Source organism: Streptomyces sp. NPDC028331, assembly GCF_055565775.1.
In genome coordinates, this window is the sequence record NZ_JBVHTR010000028.1 from 19834 (window position 1) to 38746 (window position 18913).

Annotated in this window: 12 protein-coding genes, 4 tRNA genes and 1 other RNA gene; 11 read left to right on the plus strand and 6 right to left on the minus strand. The window is 70.9% G+C overall.

Features of this window, described 5'->3' with window-relative positions; all coding sequences use genetic code 11:
- Window positions 1–269: 269 nt before the first annotated feature.
- Entirely contained in the window at window positions 270–1868 is a 1599-nt protein-coding gene (locus ACZ4SW_RS31360) for a restriction endonuclease (RefSeq protein WP_468252212.1), read from the minus strand.
- A gap of 726 nt (window positions 1869–2594) precedes the next feature.
- Here ACZ4SW_RS31360 and ACZ4SW_RS31365 point away from each other — a divergent pair.
- Window positions 2595–3845 carry a tyrosine-type recombinase/integrase gene (locus tag ACZ4SW_RS31365; RefSeq protein WP_468252213.1) on the plus strand — a complete coding sequence of 417 codons (1251 nt, stop codon included), beginning with the start codon at window positions 2595–2597 and terminating at the stop codon, window positions 3843–3845.
- 79 nt (window positions 3846–3924) lie between these two features.
- Here ACZ4SW_RS31365 and ACZ4SW_RS31370 read toward each other — a convergent pair.
- A tRNA-Ser gene (locus tag ACZ4SW_RS31370) sits at window positions 3925–4012 on the minus strand.
- A 73-nt stretch (window positions 4013–4085) separates the two neighbouring features.
- Between ACZ4SW_RS31370 and ffs the strand changes: the two genes are divergently transcribed.
- The 6 genes from ffs (at window position 4086) to ACZ4SW_RS31400 (ending at window position 13012) form a co-directional block, all read left to right on the plus strand.
- Window positions 4086–4182, plus strand: an RNA gene (gene ffs / locus ACZ4SW_RS31375) — signal recognition particle sRNA small type.
- A 99-nt stretch (window positions 4183–4281) separates the two neighbouring features.
- A complete protein-coding gene (locus ACZ4SW_RS31380) occupies window positions 4282–6489 on the plus strand; it encodes a DNA polymerase III subunit gamma and tau (protein ID WP_468252214.1) in 2208 nt (735 codons plus the stop codon).
- A 203-nt stretch (window positions 6490–6692) separates the two neighbouring features.
- On the plus strand, window positions 6693–7949 hold the full coding sequence (gene purD / locus ACZ4SW_RS31385) for a phosphoribosylamine--glycine ligase (RefSeq protein ID WP_468252216.1): 1257 nt from the start codon (window positions 6693–6695) through the stop codon (window positions 7947–7949).
- A gap of 439 nt (window positions 7950–8388) precedes the next feature.
- Window positions 8389–10323, plus strand: coding sequence for a hypothetical protein (locus ACZ4SW_RS31390; RefSeq protein WP_468252292.1), 1935 nt, complete (start codon window positions 8389–8391; stop codon window positions 10321–10323).
- A gap of 204 nt (window positions 10324–10527) precedes the next feature.
- Window positions 10528–12027: a N,N-dimethylformamidase beta subunit family domain-containing protein gene (locus ACZ4SW_RS31395; protein WP_468252217.1), complete on the plus strand. Its 1500-nt coding sequence runs from the start codon at window positions 10528–10530 to the stop codon at window positions 12025–12027.
- An 85-nt stretch (window positions 12028–12112) separates the two neighbouring features.
- Window positions 12113–13012: a phosphoribosylaminoimidazolesuccinocarboxamide synthase gene (locus tag ACZ4SW_RS31400; protein ID WP_468252218.1), complete on the plus strand. Its 900-nt coding sequence runs from the start codon at window positions 12113–12115 to the stop codon at window positions 13010–13012.
- Between the two features lie 114 nt (window positions 13013–13126).
- Here ACZ4SW_RS31400 and ACZ4SW_RS31405 read toward each other — a convergent pair.
- From ACZ4SW_RS31405 to ACZ4SW_RS31420, 4 genes are all read right to left on the minus strand, one after another.
- Window positions 13127–13202, minus strand: a tRNA-Gly gene (locus ACZ4SW_RS31405).
- Between the two features lie 297 nt (window positions 13203–13499).
- Window positions 13500–13575: transfer RNA gene (locus ACZ4SW_RS31410), tRNA-Gly, on the minus strand.
- Window positions 13576–13652: 77 nt separating this feature from the next.
- Window positions 13653–13727 (minus strand) — tRNA-Gly (locus tag ACZ4SW_RS31415).
- 242 nt (window positions 13728–13969) lie between these two features.
- Entirely contained in the window at window positions 13970–14287 is a 318-nt protein-coding gene (locus ACZ4SW_RS31420) for a histone-like nucleoid-structuring protein Lsr2 (RefSeq protein WP_468252220.1), read from the minus strand.
- 375 nt (window positions 14288–14662) lie between these two features.
- Between ACZ4SW_RS31420 and purS the strand changes: the two genes are divergently transcribed.
- From purS to ACZ4SW_RS31440, 4 genes are all read left to right on the plus strand, one after another.
- Window positions 14663–14926 carry a phosphoribosylformylglycinamidine synthase subunit PurS gene (purS, locus tag ACZ4SW_RS31425; protein WP_468252221.1) on the plus strand — a complete coding sequence of 88 codons (264 nt, stop codon included), beginning with the start codon at window positions 14663–14665 and terminating at the stop codon, window positions 14924–14926.
- Window positions 14923–15603, plus strand: coding sequence for a phosphoribosylformylglycinamidine synthase subunit PurQ (purQ, locus tag ACZ4SW_RS31430; protein ID WP_468252222.1), 681 nt, complete (start codon window positions 14923–14925; stop codon window positions 15601–15603). The genes purS and purQ overlap by 4 nt, the downstream gene beginning before the upstream one ends.
- Window positions 15600–17858 carry a phosphoribosylformylglycinamidine synthase subunit PurL gene (gene purL / locus ACZ4SW_RS31435; protein WP_468252224.1) on the plus strand — a complete coding sequence of 753 codons (2259 nt, stop codon included), beginning with the start codon at window positions 15600–15602 and terminating at the stop codon, window positions 17856–17858. Before purQ ends, purL begins: the two co-directional genes overlap by 4 nt.
- Before the next feature lie 118 nt (window positions 17859–17976).
- Window positions 17977–18774, plus strand: a complete 798-nt coding sequence (locus tag ACZ4SW_RS31440) for a maleylpyruvate isomerase family mycothiol-dependent enzyme (RefSeq protein ID WP_468252226.1) — start codon at window positions 17977–17979, stop codon at window positions 18772–18774.
- Window positions 18775–18913 lie beyond the last annotated feature (139 nt).

The following is an 18913-nucleotide window of genomic DNA, read 5'->3' on the forward strand; positions in this document are numbered from 1 at the left end:
ATGAAGGGAAGAGTTGGAGGGGTGCCAGGAATTATTGCAACCAGCCAGCCAATAGCGGGAACGGAGAGCCCCCCGATGAAAGAAAGGATGTTGCTCGAAGCGTTGGATGCAGGCCGAGGATCCGACGGCCCAGGCGAGTTGCTCGACATATTCCTTGCCTCCGCATTTTTTAAATCACGCCATGAGACATGTAAATCGTTTGGTTCCTCCGACCTCAAAGAGACGGTCAGTACCTGGCTCAGTAAGAAGTCGTGCGGGCCGACCCGTTCTTAGCGCGACGGACGCTTCGGAGGAACCGGTCCTGGGATCACGTCCTTGCCCAGGTGTTCCTTGATCAGGTATTTGAGCTCCGGGCCTTCGATGAGTTGGAGCCGACCATGCTGACGGGCGAAGTCGTGGCTGGCCCTGCCGAACCATGAGGTAGTGATCAGGATGCCCTTGGCGGCTCGCTTGTGTTCCACGACGCCTGCCAATGCCTGCACGGCCTCAACGCCCACGAGTTTGCTGTAGCGCTTGGCCTGGATGATGCACTCACCGTTGAAGACCGGGTCCTTGCTGACGGCCACCGCGTCCACACCTTCGTCCTTTGAGGCCTGTGTGTTCCATGCCTCCATCCCGATCGCCTCGAAGAGTTGGCGGATCAGGTGCTCGAACTCGGTGGGGGTCAGCTTGACCAGTACGGGCCTGCTGTCCAGGTCAGCTACCACGTCCATGCTGTCCATCAGGCGGTACTTGGTCAGGTCGAATTCGATGATGGGCCGGATGGGTTCGAGGTCGTAAGGGTTGGGAGATACGAGTGCGTTGAGCCCCTTGAGACAGGCAGCGGGATCGACCTGGCTGAGCCGCAGCTTTCCGAACTGTTCCCTGCTGGCACTCAGTGTGACGAGACAGGGTGAGACTTCCTGACCAGTAGCTCGGTCGATGGTCTTGACGCGACCGTTCAAGATGACGCCGTTGACCACTCGGTCCGGATCGCCGGCCAGGATCTCGTGGACGGTCCGTAGAGCGACCTGCGCCAAGACAGACGAGTAGATCTCCTTACGCTCCTTCTCCGGCCGAGGCACCACAGTCATCTCATCCCGGCTCTTCACATACCTGTAGCCGCGCGCGGCGGGCACGATTGTCTCCGGCGGCAGCTGAATCTCCACAAGGACGTCCCCCGTAGCAGGGCGGAAGGCGATGAGGTGCTCGTGAGGGAAGCCCATGGGGTACGACGAGGCATCGAGGACGGCCCCTAGGTGCGCTTCCACTGCTTCCGGATCGCCGGCGCGATACGCCTCGCGCTGCTCATCCAACTGCCTGTTGAAGGCCTCGACCTCCTCAGCGGATCGCTCCTCCGCCTGACGGTGCTCCGCGCGTTTCTGCTCCAGCGTCGCCCGGCGCTTCTCCTCAGCTCGCGCATGCCGCGCCTGCGCTTCCCTGAATCGCTCACGGGCCTCGGCGACCTCCGCCTCGTGTCGCTTCCTGCCAAAGCCCAGGACGGCACCCAGACCGCCGGGCCCTGGGGGTGCGAAGTCTTCCCACCGCGGTGAAGGCTCCGGGCGGGACCAAGGGCGTTCATCTAACACCGTCGGCGTATGAGTCCTCCGTCGGCGCTCGAACGTCGTGGGCGGGTCACCGACCAGAGCATCACGCAGCAACTGGCTCAGCTGCTCGACCTCGTGCTCGACCCCGATCGTCTGCACCTTGGCATGCTCGGCCTGCTGCTCTTGATACGCAGCCTTCCGCTCTTGCTCCCGCCGTTTGCTGGCCGCTTCAGCAGCCTTGCGGGCCCGCTCTGCTTGGCGGGCCTGTTGCTCCTGGGCCCGCCGCAAAGCTTGCTGCTGCCGCTGGTACTCGTTGCCTCGGCCACTACTACGCTGCGCCATTCGCTAGCCCTCCCCTGGCTTGACCCCTCAAGCTGCATTCCCCTCTCAGCTCGCAGAATCACCAGGCGAGCCGTCAGCGCCTCTAGCACGGCAGGAGCCTGGCAGGCGGACCACAGGCGGCAGCCCGCTCCCTGCGTCCGACGGGATGGGTCGGAGCACCGCCGTCCGTTGCAGGGCTCCAGGGCCCGTCATCCGATTAGCCGTTCGCAATCCCAGCGGTCGCCAGGGGTTCGGTGAGCTGCAGAACTGCGGACGTTCGCCGAGCGGTGAGAGGTGTTCCCTGGCGGCGGCTTGGACCACGAGAGCCAACGATGCCGCTGTTTGTGTGCGAGCGGGGGCGGCGGGGCCAGCTCTGTCTTGAGGTCAGGTCTCAGGAGCGGCTACGGATCACCACATGCCTCCCCGTCCAAAGACGCTCGGAAGAGAAACCGCCCAGCGACTTACCGCGCCATTAGGAGCGCAGGCCCGGCCGGGAGCCGGGCCGCGCGCGGTGAGCGGAGCGAGCTGCCTTGACGAGGCCGCCGCTGACTCGGCCTTCGTGCTGCTGACCGTGGAAGAGGCCGCGCGACAGCATCCGTATCGGTCCTACGACGTGCTTCCGGCTGGTCATGTCCAGCGAGATCGAGTCCGTGACTGTGGGGCGGCTCCGGCGAGTCCCGGTCGACGCTCTCTCTGCGTACGTGGCGAAGCTGCGGCGCCCGGCTGCGGTTGCGTAGGGAAGGGGACGTGGCAGAGCAGAAGCGCACCCGTCAACCCAACGGGGCCTCGTCCATCTACCTCGGTAAGGACGGCAAGTGGCACGGACGTGTGACGGTCGGCGTCCGGGATGACGGCAAGCCCGACCGCCGTCACATCGAGCGAAAGACCAAGGCCGAGGTGACCAAGGCCGTTCGCGAGATGGAGCGGGCGCGGGATGAGAAGAAGCTCAGGAAGCCGGGCCAGAGCTGGACCGTCCAAGCGTGGCTGGAGCACTGGGTCGAGAACATCGCCAAGCCGTACGTCTCGGAGAACACGTACGACGGCTATGAGGTCGATGTTCGGGTCCACCTCGTGCCCGGCCTGGGTGCCCACAAGCTCGACCGCCTGGAGCCGGAGCACCTGGAGCGCTTCTACCGGAAGATGCAGGAGGCCGGGAGCGCGGCCGGCACTGCCCACCACGTCCACCGCACGATCCGGGTCGCCCTGGGGGAAGCTGTCCGACGTGGCCACGTCGCCACCAACGTTGCCGAGATCGCCAAGGCTCCCCGCCTCGAAGAGGAGGACATCGAGCCGTACACGATCGAAGAGGTTCAGAGCCTGCTGGTCGAGGCGGCCAAGCTCCGGAACAGCGCGCGCTGGGTCGTCGCCCTGGCCCTCGGCCTCCGCCAAGGGGAAGCGCTCGGGCTGCACTGGGAAGACGTCGACCTGGACGCGGGGTATGTCCGCATCCGCAAGAACCGGCTGCGGCCCAAGTATGCGCACGGCTGCGGTGCTGATCCGTGTGGCAGGAAGGCGGGCTACTGCCCGAAGCGGGAGCAGATCCGGCGCGAGCACAAGTCGACCAAGTCACGCGCGGGGCGGCGCACCATCGGGCTGCCTGACCCGCTGATCAGAATTCTCCGCCAGCACCAGGAGGTACAGGACCGGGAGCGGATCGCGGCCGGTGCGGAATGGGAGGGCAAGGGGTACGTCTTCGCCTCGCCGATCGGCGGGCCGTTGAGCCCGAACACCGACTTTCACGTCTGGAAGCGGCTTCTCCGGGACGCGGGCGTACGAGACGGCCGACTGCACGACGCTCGGCACACTGCCGCCACCGTGCTGCTGATCCTCGGAGTCCCAGACGTGGTGATCGACTCGATCATGGGTTGGGAGCCTGGGGGAGCGGCGCGGATGCGCGCCCGGTACATGCATGTGACGGGAACCATGCTCCGCAAGGTCGCCCAGCAAGTCGGGGACGCGCTCTGGGTGCCGCCCGGTACCGAAGAAAGAACCAACTGAGACGGAAACTGAGACGGACAACGTCGAAGGGCCCCACTGCGAACAGTGGGGCCCTTCGACATCGTGCCCGGTGAGGCACTGGCGGAGGATACGAGATTCGAACTCGTGAGGGGTTGCCCCCAACACGCTTTCCAAGCGTGCGCCCTAGGCCTCTAGGCGAATCCTCCGCCGGAAACATTACATGACGCCGGGGAGTGCTAGCGAACTCGTTCGGGACCCCGGCGATCGGGTAGGCTGGGGCTCAGCCCCTCACGCGGCGCTATCTGACTGAACTCCCCCAGGGCCGGAAGGCAGCAAGGGTAGGTCGGCTCTGGCGGGTGCGTGGGGGGTCTTTCGCATCCGGGGGACGGGTGCCCGGGGCGGGCCGTCGGGGGCTGCGCACGGGCCGAGGCTCGGGCCGGGCGCTTTGTCAGTGGGCGCCTATAACCTCGTAAGCGTGTCGTCTCTCGCGCTGTACCGCCGCTATCGCCCGGAGTCCTTCGCCGAGGTCATCGGGCAAGGGCATGTCACCGACCCGCTGCAGCAGGCGCTGCGGAACAACCGGGTCAATCACGCGTACCTGTTCAGCGGGCCGCGCGGGTGCGGCAAGACGACCAGCGCACGGATCCTGGCCCGCTGTCTGAACTGTGAGCAAGGTCCCACGCCGACGCCGTGCGGCGAGTGCCAGTCCTGCCGCGACCTGGCCAGGAACGGACCGGGGTCGATCGACGTCATCGAGATCGACGCCGCCAGCCACGGTGGCGTGGACGACGCCCGTGACCTGCGGGAGAAGGCCTTCTTCGGGCCCGCGAGCAGCCGCTACAAGATCTACATCATCGACGAGGCCCACATGGTCACGTCGGCTGGTTTCAACGCGCTGCTCAAGGTCGTCGAGGAACCGCCCGAGCACCTCAAGTTCATCTTCGCGACCACCGAGCCCGAGAAGGTCATCGGGACCATCCGGTCGCGTACGCACCACTACCCGTTCCGGCTCGTGCCGCCCGGGACGCTGCGCGACTATCTCGCCGAGGTGTGCGAGAAGGAGAAGATCCCCGTCGAGGACGGGGTCCTGCCGCTGGTCGTGCGGGCGGGCGCCGGATCCGTGCGTGACTCCATGTCCGTCATGGACCAGCTCCTCGCCGGCGCGGGTCCCGACGGTGTGACGTACGCCATGGCCACCTCGCTGCTCGGGTACACGGACGGCTCGCTCCTCGACTCCGTCGTCGAGGCCTTCGCGACCGGGGACGGCGCCGCCGCCTTCGAGGTCGTCGACCGCGTGATCGAGGGGGGCAACGACCCCCGCCGGTTCGTCGCCGACCTGCTGGAGCGGCTGCGGGACCTGGTCATCCTCGCCGCCGTGCCCGACGCCGCCGAGAAGGGACTCATCGACGCCCCGGCCGACGTGCTGGAGCGGATGCAGGCCCAGGCGGGCGTCTTCGGCCCGGCCGAGCTGAGCCGCGCCGCCGACATCGTCAACCAGGGGCTGACCGAGATGCGCGGGGCCACCTCGCCCCGGCTGCAGCTCGAGCTGATCTGCGCACGGGTGCTGCTGCCCGCCGCGTACGGGGACGAGCGGTCCGTCATGGCCCGGCTGGACCGCCTGGAGCGCGGCGTCGACTTCTCCGGCGGCGGCACGGCCCCCGCCATGGGGTACGTGCCCGGCCCCGAGGCGCACGCCGGGGCGGCGGCCGCTCCTCCGGTGCCGCCCGGCGGCGGCCCGGCGGCGGCCCGGGCCGCGGTGCGGGGCGGAGGCACCGGCACGGGCGCGGGCGGTGCGCCGGGCCCGGTCACGTCGAACGCTGCGGCGACGCCTGTTCCGGCAGCGCCCGCAGCGCCCGCGGAGGCGCCGCCGGCGGCTCCCGCTCCCGCCCAGCCCGGGCCCCCGGCCGCCCCTGCTCCCACCGCCCCCGGCGCCTGGCCCACCGCCGCGTCGGCGGGCAGCGGCCGACGGCCCGGCGGGTGGCCCACGGCGGCGTCCGCGGGCGGGGGACAGCCCCCGGCCGCGCCCACGCGACCGGGGGCGCCCGCGGCCACGCCGGCACCGGCCGCCTCCGCTCCGGCACCGGCCGGCGCACCGGCGCCGGGCGGACTCGACCCCCGAGCGCTGTGGCCGAACATCCTGGAGGCGGTGAAGAACCGCCGCCGCTTCACCTGGATCCTGCTCAGCCAGAACGCGCAGGTCGCGGGCTTCGACGGAACGACGCTGCAGCTCGGCTTCGTGAACGCCGGCGCCCGGGACAACTTCCTGAGCAGCGGCAGCGAGGACGTCCTGCGGCAGGCGCTGGGCGAGCAGTTCAACGTGCAGTGGAAGGTCGAGGCGATCGTCGACCCGTCGGGCGGTTCGGCACCGCCGTCCGGCTCGGGCCCCGGCTTCGGCGGCGGTGGCGGCTACGGCTCGGGCGCCCCGTCCGCGCCGCGTCCCGCACCCCAGCAGCCGACTCCGGCCGCGCGCCCCGCCGCCCCGGCGGCCCCCGCCGCACCGGCACCGGCGGCGCCCGCCCCCGCCCCGTCCGCGCCTCCCGCCCCGGAGCGTCACGTGGTCGCCCCCGAGGACGACATGCCGGAGGACGACGACCCCGACCTCGACGAGTCGGCCCTGTCCGGCCACGAACTGATCGTGAGAGAGCTCGGGGCCACGGTGATCGAGGAGTTCTCCAACGAATAGGTGCGGATAGTAGGTGCGGGTAGAGCGAAAGCGGATGGAACGGATAAAGCGGACAGGGTAGATAAAGCAGATAGAGCGGATAGGGCGAGTAGCACCGCAGGAGGACCCGGGGGTGGCTCCTGGGAGGAACCCACAAACCCCCGCCCCGCCCCTCTTCGGCGGCCCCCACAAGGTCACCGGCCCGCGCCCGTTAGGCTGACCCCGTGAAGGTCCTCGTCATCGGTAGCGGCGCCCGCGAACACGCCCTGTGCCGTTCCCTCTCCCTCGACCCCGACGTCACCGAGCTGCACTGCGCCCCCGGCAACGCGGGCATCGCCGAGGCGGCCCGGCTGCACCAGGTCGACGCCCTCGACGGCAAGGCCGTGGCCGCGCTGGCGACCGAGCTCGGTGCCGACCTGGTCGTCGTCGGCCCGGAGGCACCCCTCGTGGCGGGTGTCGCCGACGCCGTGCGCGAGGCCGGAATCCCCGTCTTCGGTCCCTCCAGGGAAGCCGCGCAGCTCGAGGGCTCCAAGGCCTTCGCCAAGGACGTCATGGCGGCCGCGGGCGTCCCCACCGCACGGTCGTACGTCTGCACGAACGCCGAGGAGGTCGAGGAGGCGCTCGACGCCTTCGGCGCCCCTTACGTCGTGAAGGACGACGGTCTCGCCGCCGGCAAGGGCGTCGTCGTCACCGCCGACCTGGAGGCCGCCAAGGCGCACGCGGCGGCCTGCGAGCGCGTGGTGATCGAGGAGTTCCTCGACGGCCCCGAGGTGTCCCTGTTCGCCGTCACCGACGGCGAGACGGTCGTCCCGCTCCAGCCCGCCCAGGACTTCAAGCGCGCCCTGGACGGCGACGAGGGGCCGAACACCGGCGGCATGGGTGCGTACTCGCCGCTGCCGTGGGCCGACCCCAAGCTGGTCGAGGAGGTGCTGCAGACGGTTCTGCAGCCGACCGTCGACGAGATGCGCCGCCGCGGCACGCCGTTCTCCGGGCTGCTGTACGCGGGGCTCGCGATCACCTCGCGCGGCGTCCGGGTCATCGAGTTCAACGCCCGCTTCGGCGACCCGGAGACCCAGGTCGTCCTCGCCCGGCTGAGGACCCCGCTCGCCGGCCTGCTGCTGGCCGCCGCGAACGGCACCCTCGCCGACCTGCCGCCGCTGCGCTGGAGCGACGACGCGGCCGTCACCGTGGTCGTGGCCTCCCACAACTACCCCGGCAGCCCGCGCACCGGCGACCCGATCACCGGACTCGACGAGGTGGCGGCCCAGGACGCCCCGCACGCGTACGTCCTGCACGCCGGCACCCGGCGCGAGGGCGACGCCGTGGTGAGCGCGGGCGGCCGCGTGCTGTCCGTCACGGCGACCGGCGCGGACCTCACCGAGGCCCGCGACCGGGCGTACACGGCGGTCGGCCGCATCGGCCTGGAGGGCTCCCAGCACCGCACGGACATCGCGGCGAAGGCGGCCGAAGCCGCCGTCTGACCCCGGCGCGCCCGCGACGGTGGTGACGCCGGTCGATGTGACGCCGGTCGATGTGACGCCGGGCGATGAACCTCCCGGGCCCCGCACCCGTCTCAGGGTGCGGGGCCCTTCTCATGCGGCGGTGTCGCGCGGGGCTGGGCGCCGGCCGGGCGCGATCCTGGCCTGGCCGTTGCGCTGCGTCAGCCACCTTTCCCCAAAGCCATTCCATCGAGTGAGCGGTGCCCCATCCGGCTGACGTCGGCCGGAGCCCCAACTAGGGTGCGGCGCAGGCGTTCCGGCACTTGGCCCACCGGCATTGCGATGTCAGTGGCGGGTGCCACAGTGGGGGAGTGAGCAACGCACGGGCATCCGGCGGCGACCTCCGTGACGCAGACCGTCACGGCACAGGTCGTGCCGGACAGAGGCGGGTCCGAGGGGGTGACGTCCGGTCGTGACAGGTATGGGTGTGGAGGCAGGCGCGCAGGCCGCGCGCTCCCGGGCCCTGGCCGTGCTGCGTATCCGCAGCCGGGCGCTGGCCGTCGCCCTGCTGCCCGCGGCCGTCGCCGTCGTGCTGCTCGTCGGCGGTGCCACCGGTCACCTGACCGGAGCCCGCTGGGGGATCGCCCGCTGGATCGTGACCGGCATCGCCGCGGTCGTCCTGCTCTGCGCCGCCGCCATCGCCCTCGTGGTCGCCCGCGCCCGCCCGGCCATGAGCCCCACGGTCCCCATCGCGGAGGACGCGGCCCCCGATCTCTACCGCATGGTCAGAGACCTCGCCGACCGCCTCGACGTGCCCGCGCCGTCCGCCATAGCGCTCACCCCGGACTGCGACAGCTGGCTGGAGGACCGCACCCACCCCGCGCACGGCCCGCCGTGTCCGCCGCCCGGGGAGGAGATATCCGGCGCCCGCGGCATACGCGGCCTGTCGGCCCCCCGGCAGCACCGCGCCGCGACCGCACCCGTGCTGGTCATCGGCTCCCCGTTCCTGTGGTGGATGCGGGTGGGCGAGCTGCGCGCGGTCCTCGCCCCGGTCGTCGCCGGTACGGGGCCCTCGGCACACCCCGACATAGCGGCGGCACGGCGTTTCGTCCGGGGGCTGGACGCCGCGGTGGCGGTGACGTCGGCGCCGGCCCACGGACCGGTGGTCCGTACGGCGCTGGCGGGCGCCGGCTGGGTGGCGCGCCTGCTGCTGCGTAGCTGCCGCGGGCATGCGGAGGAGATGGAGCGGGGGGTGGCGGCGGCCGCGGCCGAGCGTGCACAGGCTGTGGACTACGGCGTGCGGATCGTCGCGCAGGAGCAGGTGGGGCTGGCGTACGCGGGCTGGGACCGGCTGCTGACCCGGGTCGCGCTGCCGGCCTGGCGGATGGGCCGCTGGCCCTCGCGGCTGGACGCGGGCGTGGTCTCCGCGCTCACCGAGCTGTCGCGCCGGGACCGGCTGGCCGAGGGTTTCACCTCCCGGCTGGGTGAGCGGCCGGCCTGTGACCTCCTCGAGGAACCCGGCGTGGTGGACGAGGCCGCGTCCCTGCTCGCGGCCCGCCTCTTCCACGGAGGACCGGCCGAGCCCGGCCCCGACTGGGCCCCGGTGAACTGGCAGGAGTACCCGGACGAGGTCGTCGACCGCAAGTGGCGCACGGACGCGGCCCGCCTGCACCGCGTCCTGGACGCCCTGGGCGTCCGGCACGCCCACCACGGCACGGCCCCCGAAGCGGACCGGCCGACACTGGAGCGGGTCCTGGAGTACCTGACGGTCCGCCCGGGCGGCAGCGCGAGCGGCACGCCGACGGGCGAGGACGAGGTCGACGGCGTACGCCCGATGGGTGAGCGCGGGGCCGACGGCGTACGTCCGCCGGGTGAGGACGGGGCCGAGGGCACACGTCCGACGGGCGAGCGCGGGTCCGACTTCATACGTCCGCCGGGCCGTCCGCCGGGCGAGGACGGCGTCGGCGACGAAACCGATCGTGTCCCCGACGACGACGCGGTCGCCAGTGTGCGGACCGCCGCGCTCGTCGCCGGCCTCAGCGCCGAAATGGCCCGGGAGGAGACGGCCGGTGTCCTGCCCGGCGGCCGGGCCGGGGCGCAGGCGGCGGGTCCGGACCGAACGGTGTGGGACGCGACCGCGATGCTGCCGCTGTTCCCGCTGCAGCCGCCCCGCACCGGCCGTGAACTGCTCGTCGACCACGTCGCCGCGGTGGTGTGCTGCGCCGCGATGGACACGGCGGGGGCGGCACCGGGCCTCGACTGGCTGGACGGCCCCTCCCTCCTGGTGAAGGGCGAACGCGCCGCCGACCTCTCGCCCCGGGTCCGCACCCTCGTCGAGGAGGGCGACCCCGCCCCGCTGCGCACCTGGCTCCGCGCCATCGGCGTGCGCCCCGAGAAACCGGTCCGCCTGGGCTGAGACCCCGCGACCCCGGTCCCACCTGGGGGAACCCGCCCGGCTCGATTCCGCAACCCCGACCCGTGGCCGCAGAATCCCATTCCGTTCACGTCAATTCGCGACGAACGGTGACGGAGTGGGTGCGTTATGTGATGTGCTGGGTACCGATCGGGCACTCGGTAAGGGCTTACGACGCGGCTCACGGGGGCGAGGGAGGGGACACACATGGGGTCGGAACACATCCGGCGGTGGGAGTCGGGTGCTCTCGCGCACGCCGTGACGGATCCTTTCGGCCAGGGTCCCGTTCCCTGGCTGAGGGGCAGTGAGACGTACTTCGACGACACGGGCCACGTGGTCCCCTGGTACGTGGACCCGACCCCGGCACACGTCCCCGCCCAGGGCCACAAGGGGGCACGGATCCCGGCCCCCCGCACCAGCGGCCCGCGCTCCGCGGACGACGTCCACCGCCAGATCAAGGGCTTCACCTCCACCGGCGCGGTCGCTCCGGGCGAGGCCCTGGACTTCCACATCACGGTGGACCCGCCCCAGGAGTTCTCCGTCGACGTGTACCGGATCGGGCACTACAACGGCGACGGAGCAGCAAAGATCACCACCAGCCCCCGTCTCTCCGGCATCGTCCAGCCGCCCCCGCTCACCGCCGACCGCACGGTCTCCTGCCATCACTGGTGGCTGTCCTGGCGGCTGCAGATCCCGTCGTACTGGAGCGTCGGCGCCTACGTCGCCGTGCTGACCACCGCCGACGGCTACCGCTCCCACGTCCCGTTCACCGTCCGCGACGCCCACCCGGCCGACCTGCTCCTGCTGCTCCCGGACATCACCTGGCAGGCGTACAACCTCTACCCGGAGGACGGCCGCACCGGCGCCAGCCTCTACCACGCCTGGGACGACAACGGCCGGCTGCTCGGTGAGACCGACGCCGCCACCACGGTCTCCTTCGACCGCCCGTACGCGGGCGCGGGCCTGCCCCTGCACGTCGGGCACGCCTACGACTTCATCCGCTGGGCCGAGCGGTACGGCTACGACCTCGCCTACGCCGACGCCCGCGATCTGCACGCCGGACGCGTCGACCCCACCCGCTACCGCGGTCTCGTCTTCCCCGGCCACGACGAGTACTGGTCGGTGCAGATGCGCCGCACCGTGGAGCTAGCTCGCGAGCACGGCACCTCGCTGGTCTTCCTCTCCGCCAACACCATGTACTGGCAGGTGGAGCTCGGTCCGTCCCCGTCCGGCGTCCCGGACCGCCTGCTCACCTGCCGCAAGCGCCGCGGCCCGGGAAAGCCGGTCCTGTGGCGGGAGATCGACCGTGCGGAACAGGAACTGATCGGCATCCAGTACGCGGGCCGGGTGCCCGAGCCCCACCCCCTGGTGGTCCGCAACGCCGACCACTGGCTGTGGGAGGGGACCGGCGCGGAGGAGGGCGACAGGCTGGACGGGATGGTCGCCGGGGAGGCGGACCGTTACTTCCCGCGCGCCCCACTGCCCGACCACGAGGGCCGCATCCTGCTCGCCCACTCCCCGTACCGGGACGGCGAGGGCGCCCTGCGCCACCAGGAGACCTCCCTGTACCGCGCCCCGTCCGGAGCCCTCGTCTTCGCGTCCGGAACGTTCGCGTGGTCCCCCGCGCTGGACCGCCCCGGTCACGTCGACCCCCGCATCCAGCAGGCGACCGCAAACCTCCTGGACCGCATCTGCAAACGGGACTGACCCGGCCACTCACCGGCCCCGCGGACGGCTCGCTCCGGGCATACGGGAGAATCGAGCCATTGGGAGAGAACCACGGGGAGGAACCGTGTCCGGATTCGTCGAAAAGCCCGAGCCCGTTCAGGTGCCGGGCCTGGTGCATCTGCACACCGGAAAGGTGCGCGAGCTGTACCAGAACGAGGCGGGCGACCTCGTCATGGTCGCCAGTAACCGTACGTCCGCATTCGACTGGGTGCTGCCGACCGAGATCCCGGACAAGGGCCGGATCCTCACCCAGCTTTCGCTCTGGTGGTTCGACCTGCTCCGGGACCTGGTTCCGAGCCATGTCCTGAGCACCGAACTACCGCCGGGGGCCCCCGCCGACTGGGCCGGCCGCACCCTGGTCTGCAGATCCCTGAAGATGGTCCCGGTGGAGTGCGTGGCCCGCGGCTACCTCACCGGCTCGGGCCTCGCCGAGTACAACCAGTCCCGCACCGTCTGCGGCCTGGCCCTCCCCGAGGGCCTGGTCGACGGCTCGGAACTGCCCGCACCGATCTTCACCCCGGCGACCAAGGCCGCGGTCGGCGAGCACGACGAGAACGTCTCCTACGAGGAGGTCGCCCGTCAGGTCGGCGCCGAGACCGCCGCCCAGCTCCGGCAGGCCACCCTCGCCGTGTACGGCCGCGCCCGGGACATCGCCCGCGACCGCGGGATCATCCTCGCGGACACCAAGTTCGAGTTCGGCTACGACGGGGACACCCTGGTCCTCGCCGACGAGGTCCTCACCCCGGACTCCTCCCGCTTCTGGCCGGCCGACCGGTGGCAGCCCGGCCGCGCCCAGCCGTCGTTCGACAAGCAGTTCGTACGGGACTGGCTCACCTCCCCCGCCTCCGGCTGGGACCGCACCAGCGAGCAGCCCCCGCCGCCGCTGCCGCAGGAGATCGTCGAGGCGACCCGCGCGAAATACGTGGAGGCATACGAACGCCTGACCGGCGTCCGCTGGTCCTAGGCGACCGGCCGCCCGAAGGGGCCCGGTACCGGCCGGGCCCCGCGGCGGCTCCTCGAATCCGGACGCACCACGAGCACGAGAAAGGCCCCGGTCCACGACCGGGGCCTTTCTTTGTGGAGCGGACGACGAGGCTCGAACTCGCGACCTCAACCTTGGCAAGGTTGCGCTCTACCAACTGAGCTACGTCCGCACTGCGCGCTGCGCGAAGCCAACTATACCCAACCCCGCTCCCGGGTGGTGCACACGTTCCCCGAGGTTCCGCGCGGCGCCCTGCGACGACCGGCTGGGCCGGCGCCCTCTCCGCCGCCCGCCCGGTCTGCGAACTCGGGTTCCGAGCAAGGACGTCCGTGACTCCGCGCCGACGTCGGCCACACGATCCCCCGGGTGCGAGGGCGTGTCGTGTGCGCGGCGCTGTGGCCACCTTCACACCGTGTACGGATCGCGAGCACGAGAAAGGCCCCGGTCGATCGACCGGGGCCTTTCTTTGTGGAGCGGACGACGAGGCTCGAACTCGCGACCTCAACCTTGGCAAGGTTGCGCTCTACCAACTGAGCTACGTCCGCATTGCCCCCGACCGGCTTTCACCGATCGGTGCGAGCACCAGCCTACCTGATCCACAAGGGTGGTCCGGCCGGTCTCGTGGAGCGGGTGACAGGGATTGCACACTGCGCCTCCCCCTTGGAAAGGGGGTGTTCTGCTACTGAACTACACCCGCGTGACCCCTCGGGCCTCGGCCTTCCGGCCTCGCCCCTCGGCGTGCTCCAGACTCTAGCTGATCACCAGGGGTGCGACGCAAGTCGGTTGGGTGCGGGGCCCGATGGGGGCCGAGCGCCCCCGAGGGGTGCGGGGAACCGCGCGACCGGACCCGGGGCGCAGCCCCGCGACGGAACCCCATCACCGAGCCCGGCCCGGCCGACCGCGCCGAACCCCCGTCAGGCGGGCGCGGCCGGCGCGCGGCTACTGCGCCTCGGCGAACGCCTCGTACACCTTCTTGGGGATCCGTCCCCGCGGCGGCACGTCCAGCTTGTTGGAGCGGGCCCACGCGCGGACCGCGGCGGGATCCGGGGTCAGCGCCGTGTGCGTGTACGTCCGGCCCGACTTGGCCTTCTTCCGCCCGGCCTCCACGTACGGCTCCAGCGCCTTACGCAGTTTCTTGGCATTGGCTTGATTGAGGTCGATCTCGTACGACTTGCCGTCCAGTCCGAAGACGATCGTTTCCGCCGCTTCTGAGCCGTCGATGTCGTCAAAGAGAGTGACCACGACACGCTGCGCCACGAATATCGGTCCCTTCGTGCGGCACCTCCGCGCCTCGCGCGGCATGACGTGCGCAGCCTTGACGTGCGCGGTCGTCCGGCGGTTGTCGGGGAGGTGTCGACTGTCCGGCAGTAATTGGGGAAAGTATCGGCTATTGCCTTTTCCTTTGTACAGTGCCCGGCATTGCATTGTGAAGACAGACTGAATGCCTCCGCGTGTCCGTGTGCAATGGCGGGGCATCCGTCTTCGTGTTTTTCCGAGGATTTTCCGTGCGGGGCACCGCGTCGATGCATGATCGTGACGGCGGTCACGTAGGATGCTACGAATCTACGCGAGTAGAAATTGTGTGCGGGTAGTCTGAAGGAACCTGCTCAGCACCACACACCGGGAGTGCCAGTGGCACGCGTCGTAGTCGACGTCATGCTCAAGCCGGAGATCCTCGACCCCCAGGGCCAGGCGGTGCAGCGCGCACTGCCGCGCCTCGGTTTCGACGGCATCTCCGACGTACGTCAGGGAAAGCGATTCGAACTCGAGGTGGACGGGCCGGTCGACGACGCCGCGCTCGCCCGCATCCATGATCTCGCCGAATCCTTCCTCGCCAACACCGTGATCGAGAACTTCACCGTCAAGGTGGAGGAAGCGGCGGAGGCATCGAAGTGACCACCCGTATCGGCGTCGTCACTTTCCCCGGCAGCCTCGACGACCGGGACACCCAGCGCGCGATCCGTATCGCCGGGGCGGAGCCCGTCGCCCTCTGGCACAAGGACAAGGACCTCAAGCAGGTCGACGCCGTGGTCCTGTGCGGCGGTTTCTCCTACGGCGACTATCTGCGGGCCGGCGCCATCGCCCGCTTCTCGCCGGTGATGGAGCCCCTCATCGAGCAGGCGAAGGCGGGGCTTCCTGTCCTCGGTATCTGCAACGGCTTCCAGATCCTCACCGAGGCCCACCTCCTCCCGGGCGCCATGCTCGGCAACGACCACCTCCACTTCATCTGCCGCGACCAGAAGCTGCGGGTGGAGAACGCGGAGACCTCCTGGACCGGCGACTACACCGCCGGACAGGAGATCCACATCCCGCTGAAGAACATGGACGGCCGGTACGTCGCCGACGAGTACACCCTCGACAAGCTGGAGGCCGAGGGCCGGGTCGCCTTCCGGTACCTCGACTTCAACCCCAACGGCTCGCTGCGGGACATCGCCGGCATCACCAACGAGGCCGGCAACGTCGTCGGCCTCATGCCGCACCCCGAGCACGCCGTCGAGCCGCTGATCGGTACCGGTCGTACCGACGGCCTCCCGTTCTTCACCTCGATCCTCAAGAAGCTGGTCACCGCATGAGCAGGACGCCTCTGGACACGGTCGAACACGCGGCCGCGACCCCCGACGTCGAGCTGCCCTGGGCCGAACTCGGCCTGAAGAAGGACGAGTACGAGCGGATCGTCGAGATCCTCGGCCGCCGCCCCACCGGCGCCGAGCTCGCCATGTACTCGGTCATGTGGTCCGAGCACTGCTCGTACAAGAGCAGCAAGGTCCACCTGCGCCAGTTCGGCGAGAAGGCCCCCGAGTCCGACGCCCTGCTCGTCGGCATCGGCGAGAACGCCGGTGTCGTCGACGTCGGCCAGGGCTACGCCGTCACCTTCAAGGTGGAGTCGCACAACCACCCCTCCTACGTCGAGCCCTACCAGGGCGCGGCCACGGGCGTCGGCGGCATCGTCCGCGACATCATCGCGATGGGCGCGCGCCCGGTCGCCGTGGTCGACCCGCTGCGCTTCGGCGCGGCCGACCACCCCGACACCAAGCGCGTCCTGCCGGGCGTCGTCGCCGGCATCGGCGGCTACGGCAACTGCCTGGGCCTGCCCAACATCGGCGGCGAGGTCGTCTTCGACGCCTGCTACCAGGGCAACCCGCTGGTCAACGCCGGTGCCATCGGTGTGATGCGGCACGAGGACATCCACCTCGCGAAGGCGTCCGGCGCGGGCAACAAGGTCATCCTGTACGGCGCCCGCACGGGCGGCGACGGCATCGGCGGCGCCTCGATCCTCGCCTCCGAGACCTTCGACGACGCGAAGCCCTCCAAGCGTCCCGCCGTCCAGGTGGGCGACCCCTTCCAGGAGAAGCTCCTCATCGAGTGCACCCTGGAGGCCTTCAAGGAGAAGCTGGTCGTCGGCATCCAGGACCTCGGCGCGGCGGGCCTGTCCTGCGCCACGTCCGAGCTGGCCTCCAACGGCTCCGGCGGCATGCGCGTCACGCTCGACGACGTACCGCTGCGCGACTCGACGCTCTCGCCCGAGGAGATCCTCATGAGCGAGTCGCAGGAGCGCATGTGCGCGGTGGTGGAGCCCGAGAAGGTCGAGCGGTTCCTGGAGATCTGCGAGAAGTGGGACGTCATCGCCACCGTCATCGGTGAGGTGACCGACGGCGACCGCCTGGAGATCTACTGGCACGGCGGCAAGATCGTCGACGTCGACCCGCGCACGGTCGCGCACGAGGGCCCGGTCTACGAACGCCCGTACGCCCGCCCGTCCTGGCAGGACGAGCTGCAGGCCGACGACGCGAACAAGCTCCCGCGCCCGGCGACCTCCGAGGAGCTGAAGGACCAGGTCCTGAAGCTGGTGGGCTCGCCCAACCAGGCCTCCAAGAAGTGGATCACGCAGCAGTACGACCACTTCGTGCAGGGCAACACGGTCCTCGCCCAGCCCGAGGACTCCGGCATGATCCGCATCGACGAGGAGTCCGGCCTCGGCGTCGCGATCGCCACCGACGGCAACGGCCGCTACGCCAAGCTCGACCCGTACGCGGGCGCCCAGCTCGCCCTGGCGGAGGCGTACCGCAACGTCGCCACCACCGGTGCCAGGCCGCTGGCGGTCTCCGACTGCCTGAACTTCGGCTCGCCCGAGGACCCGGCGGTGATGTGGCAGTTCGCGGAGGCCGTGCGCGGCCTGGCGGACGGCTGCCGGCAGCTCGGCACCCCGGTGACCGGCGGCAACGTCTCCCTGTACAACCAGACGGGCGAGGCGGCCATCCACCCGACCCCGGTGGTCGCCGTGCTGGGCGTCATCGACGACGTCGCCCGGCGCACCCCGGTCGGCTTCCGGGAGGAGGGCCAGCTCCTGTACCTCCTCGGCGACACCCGCGAGGAGTTCGGCGGTTCGGCCTGGTCTCAGGTGATCCACGACCACCTCGGCGGTCTGCCCCCGCAGGTGGACCTGGAGCGCGAACGCCTCCTCGGCGAGATCCTGATCTCCGCCTCCCGCGACGGCATGATCGACTCCGCGCACGACCTGTCCGACGGCGGTCTGATCCAGGCCGTGGTCGAGTCGGCGCTGCTCGGCGGCAGGGGCGCGCGCCTGATCGTGCCGGAGGGCCTGGACGCGTTCACGTTCCTCTTCTCCGAGTCGGCGGGACGCGCGATCGTCGCCGTGCCGCGCTCGGAGGAGGTCCGCTTCAACGACATGTGCGGCGCGCGGGGCCTGCCCGCCACCCGCATCGGTGTCGTGGACGGCGACACGGTCGAGGTCCAGGGCGAGTTCGAACTGTCCCTGGACGAACTCCGGGAGACCCACGAGCGCACGATTCCGGCGCTGCTCGCGTAAGCGGTCGTACGCCATCGGGGAAGGCCCCGTCCGGTTCGCCGGGCGGGGCCTTCGCTCCGCCTCCCGGCGGATCGAAAAGGGCCTGAACAGGTACGCAGTGACGGCATAGGCTCGCCCCATGCCACCGGCCAGGAAACGCACCCGGACCTACGACCCCGCCAAGACCCGCGCCGCGGTTCTCGCGCAGTTCGACCACGTGCGGGAGGGCGTCGGCGCCCTCACGGACGCGCAGCTCGCGCTGCCCACGCGGCTCGGGGAGTGGAGCGTGCGGGAGCTGGTCGCGCACATCGGCATGGCCCTGTCGGCCGTGGAGCGGTCCCTCGAGCGGCCCGAGCCGTCCCGGCAGGACGCGACGGTGCTCGACTGGCCCTTCGCGACCTCCGCCGACTCCGCCGCCATCGCCGACAGGGCACGCACCCTCGCCTCGGAGAACCCCGACCTCGGCGCCCACCTCGCCGGCATCGGGAAGCGCGTCACCGAACGCCTGGCCGAACACCCCGGTACCCGTCTGCTCGACACCAACGCGGGCGCCATGCCGCTCGCCGACTACCTCGTCACCCGCACCGTCGAACTCGTCGTCCACACCGACGACCTCAACGCCGCCGTCCCCGGCCTCGACATCCCCTACGACCGCCGGGCCCTGGCCGCCGCCACCCGCCTGCTCGCCGACGCCCTCGCGGTCAGGGCGCCCGGTGCCTCCACCGAGGTGCGCATTCCGCCGTACGCCGTCGTGCAGTGCGTCGAAGGCCCCCGGCACACCCGCGGAACCCCGCCCAACGTCGTCGAGACCGACCCGCTGACCTGGGTTCGGCTCGCCACCGGCCGTACGAGCTGGGGCGCGGCCCTCGCCGCCGCGAAGGTCAGCGCGAGCGGTGAACGCGCGGACCTCGGCGGCCTGCTGCCCCTCATGGGGTGAGAGGGCGACGGTACGCGCCAGTCACCTGACGGTGGGCACCCGAGGGAGCTCCCTGGGAGATGTGCGACGCCTCACTCACGGACACCGGGGAGCTGCCGGCCACGTTCCCCGGCCGTCCGCCCAGCTCCACCCCCGGCCC

Excerpts from the sequence above, each read along its gene's own strand:
- purL (WP_468252224.1), top strand. The coding sequence starts at position 15,600 with ATGAGCAGGACGCCTCTGGACACGGTCGAACACGCGGCCGCGACCCCC.
- ACZ4SW_RS31390 (WP_468252292.1), top strand. The coding sequence starts at position 8,389 with ATGGGTGTGGAGGCAGGCGCGCAGGCCGCGCGCTCCCGGGCCCTGGCC.
- ACZ4SW_RS31395 (WP_468252217.1), top strand. The coding sequence starts at position 10,528 with ATGGGGTCGGAACACATCCGGCGGTGGGAGTCGGGTGCTCTCGCGCAC.
- ACZ4SW_RS31440 (WP_468252226.1), top strand. The coding sequence starts at position 17,977 with ATGCCACCGGCCAGGAAACGCACCCGGACCTACGACCCCGCCAAGACC.
- ACZ4SW_RS31360 (WP_468252212.1), bottom strand. The coding sequence starts at position 1,868 with ATGGCGCAGCGTAGTAGTGGCCGAGGCAACGAGTACCAGCGGCAGCAG.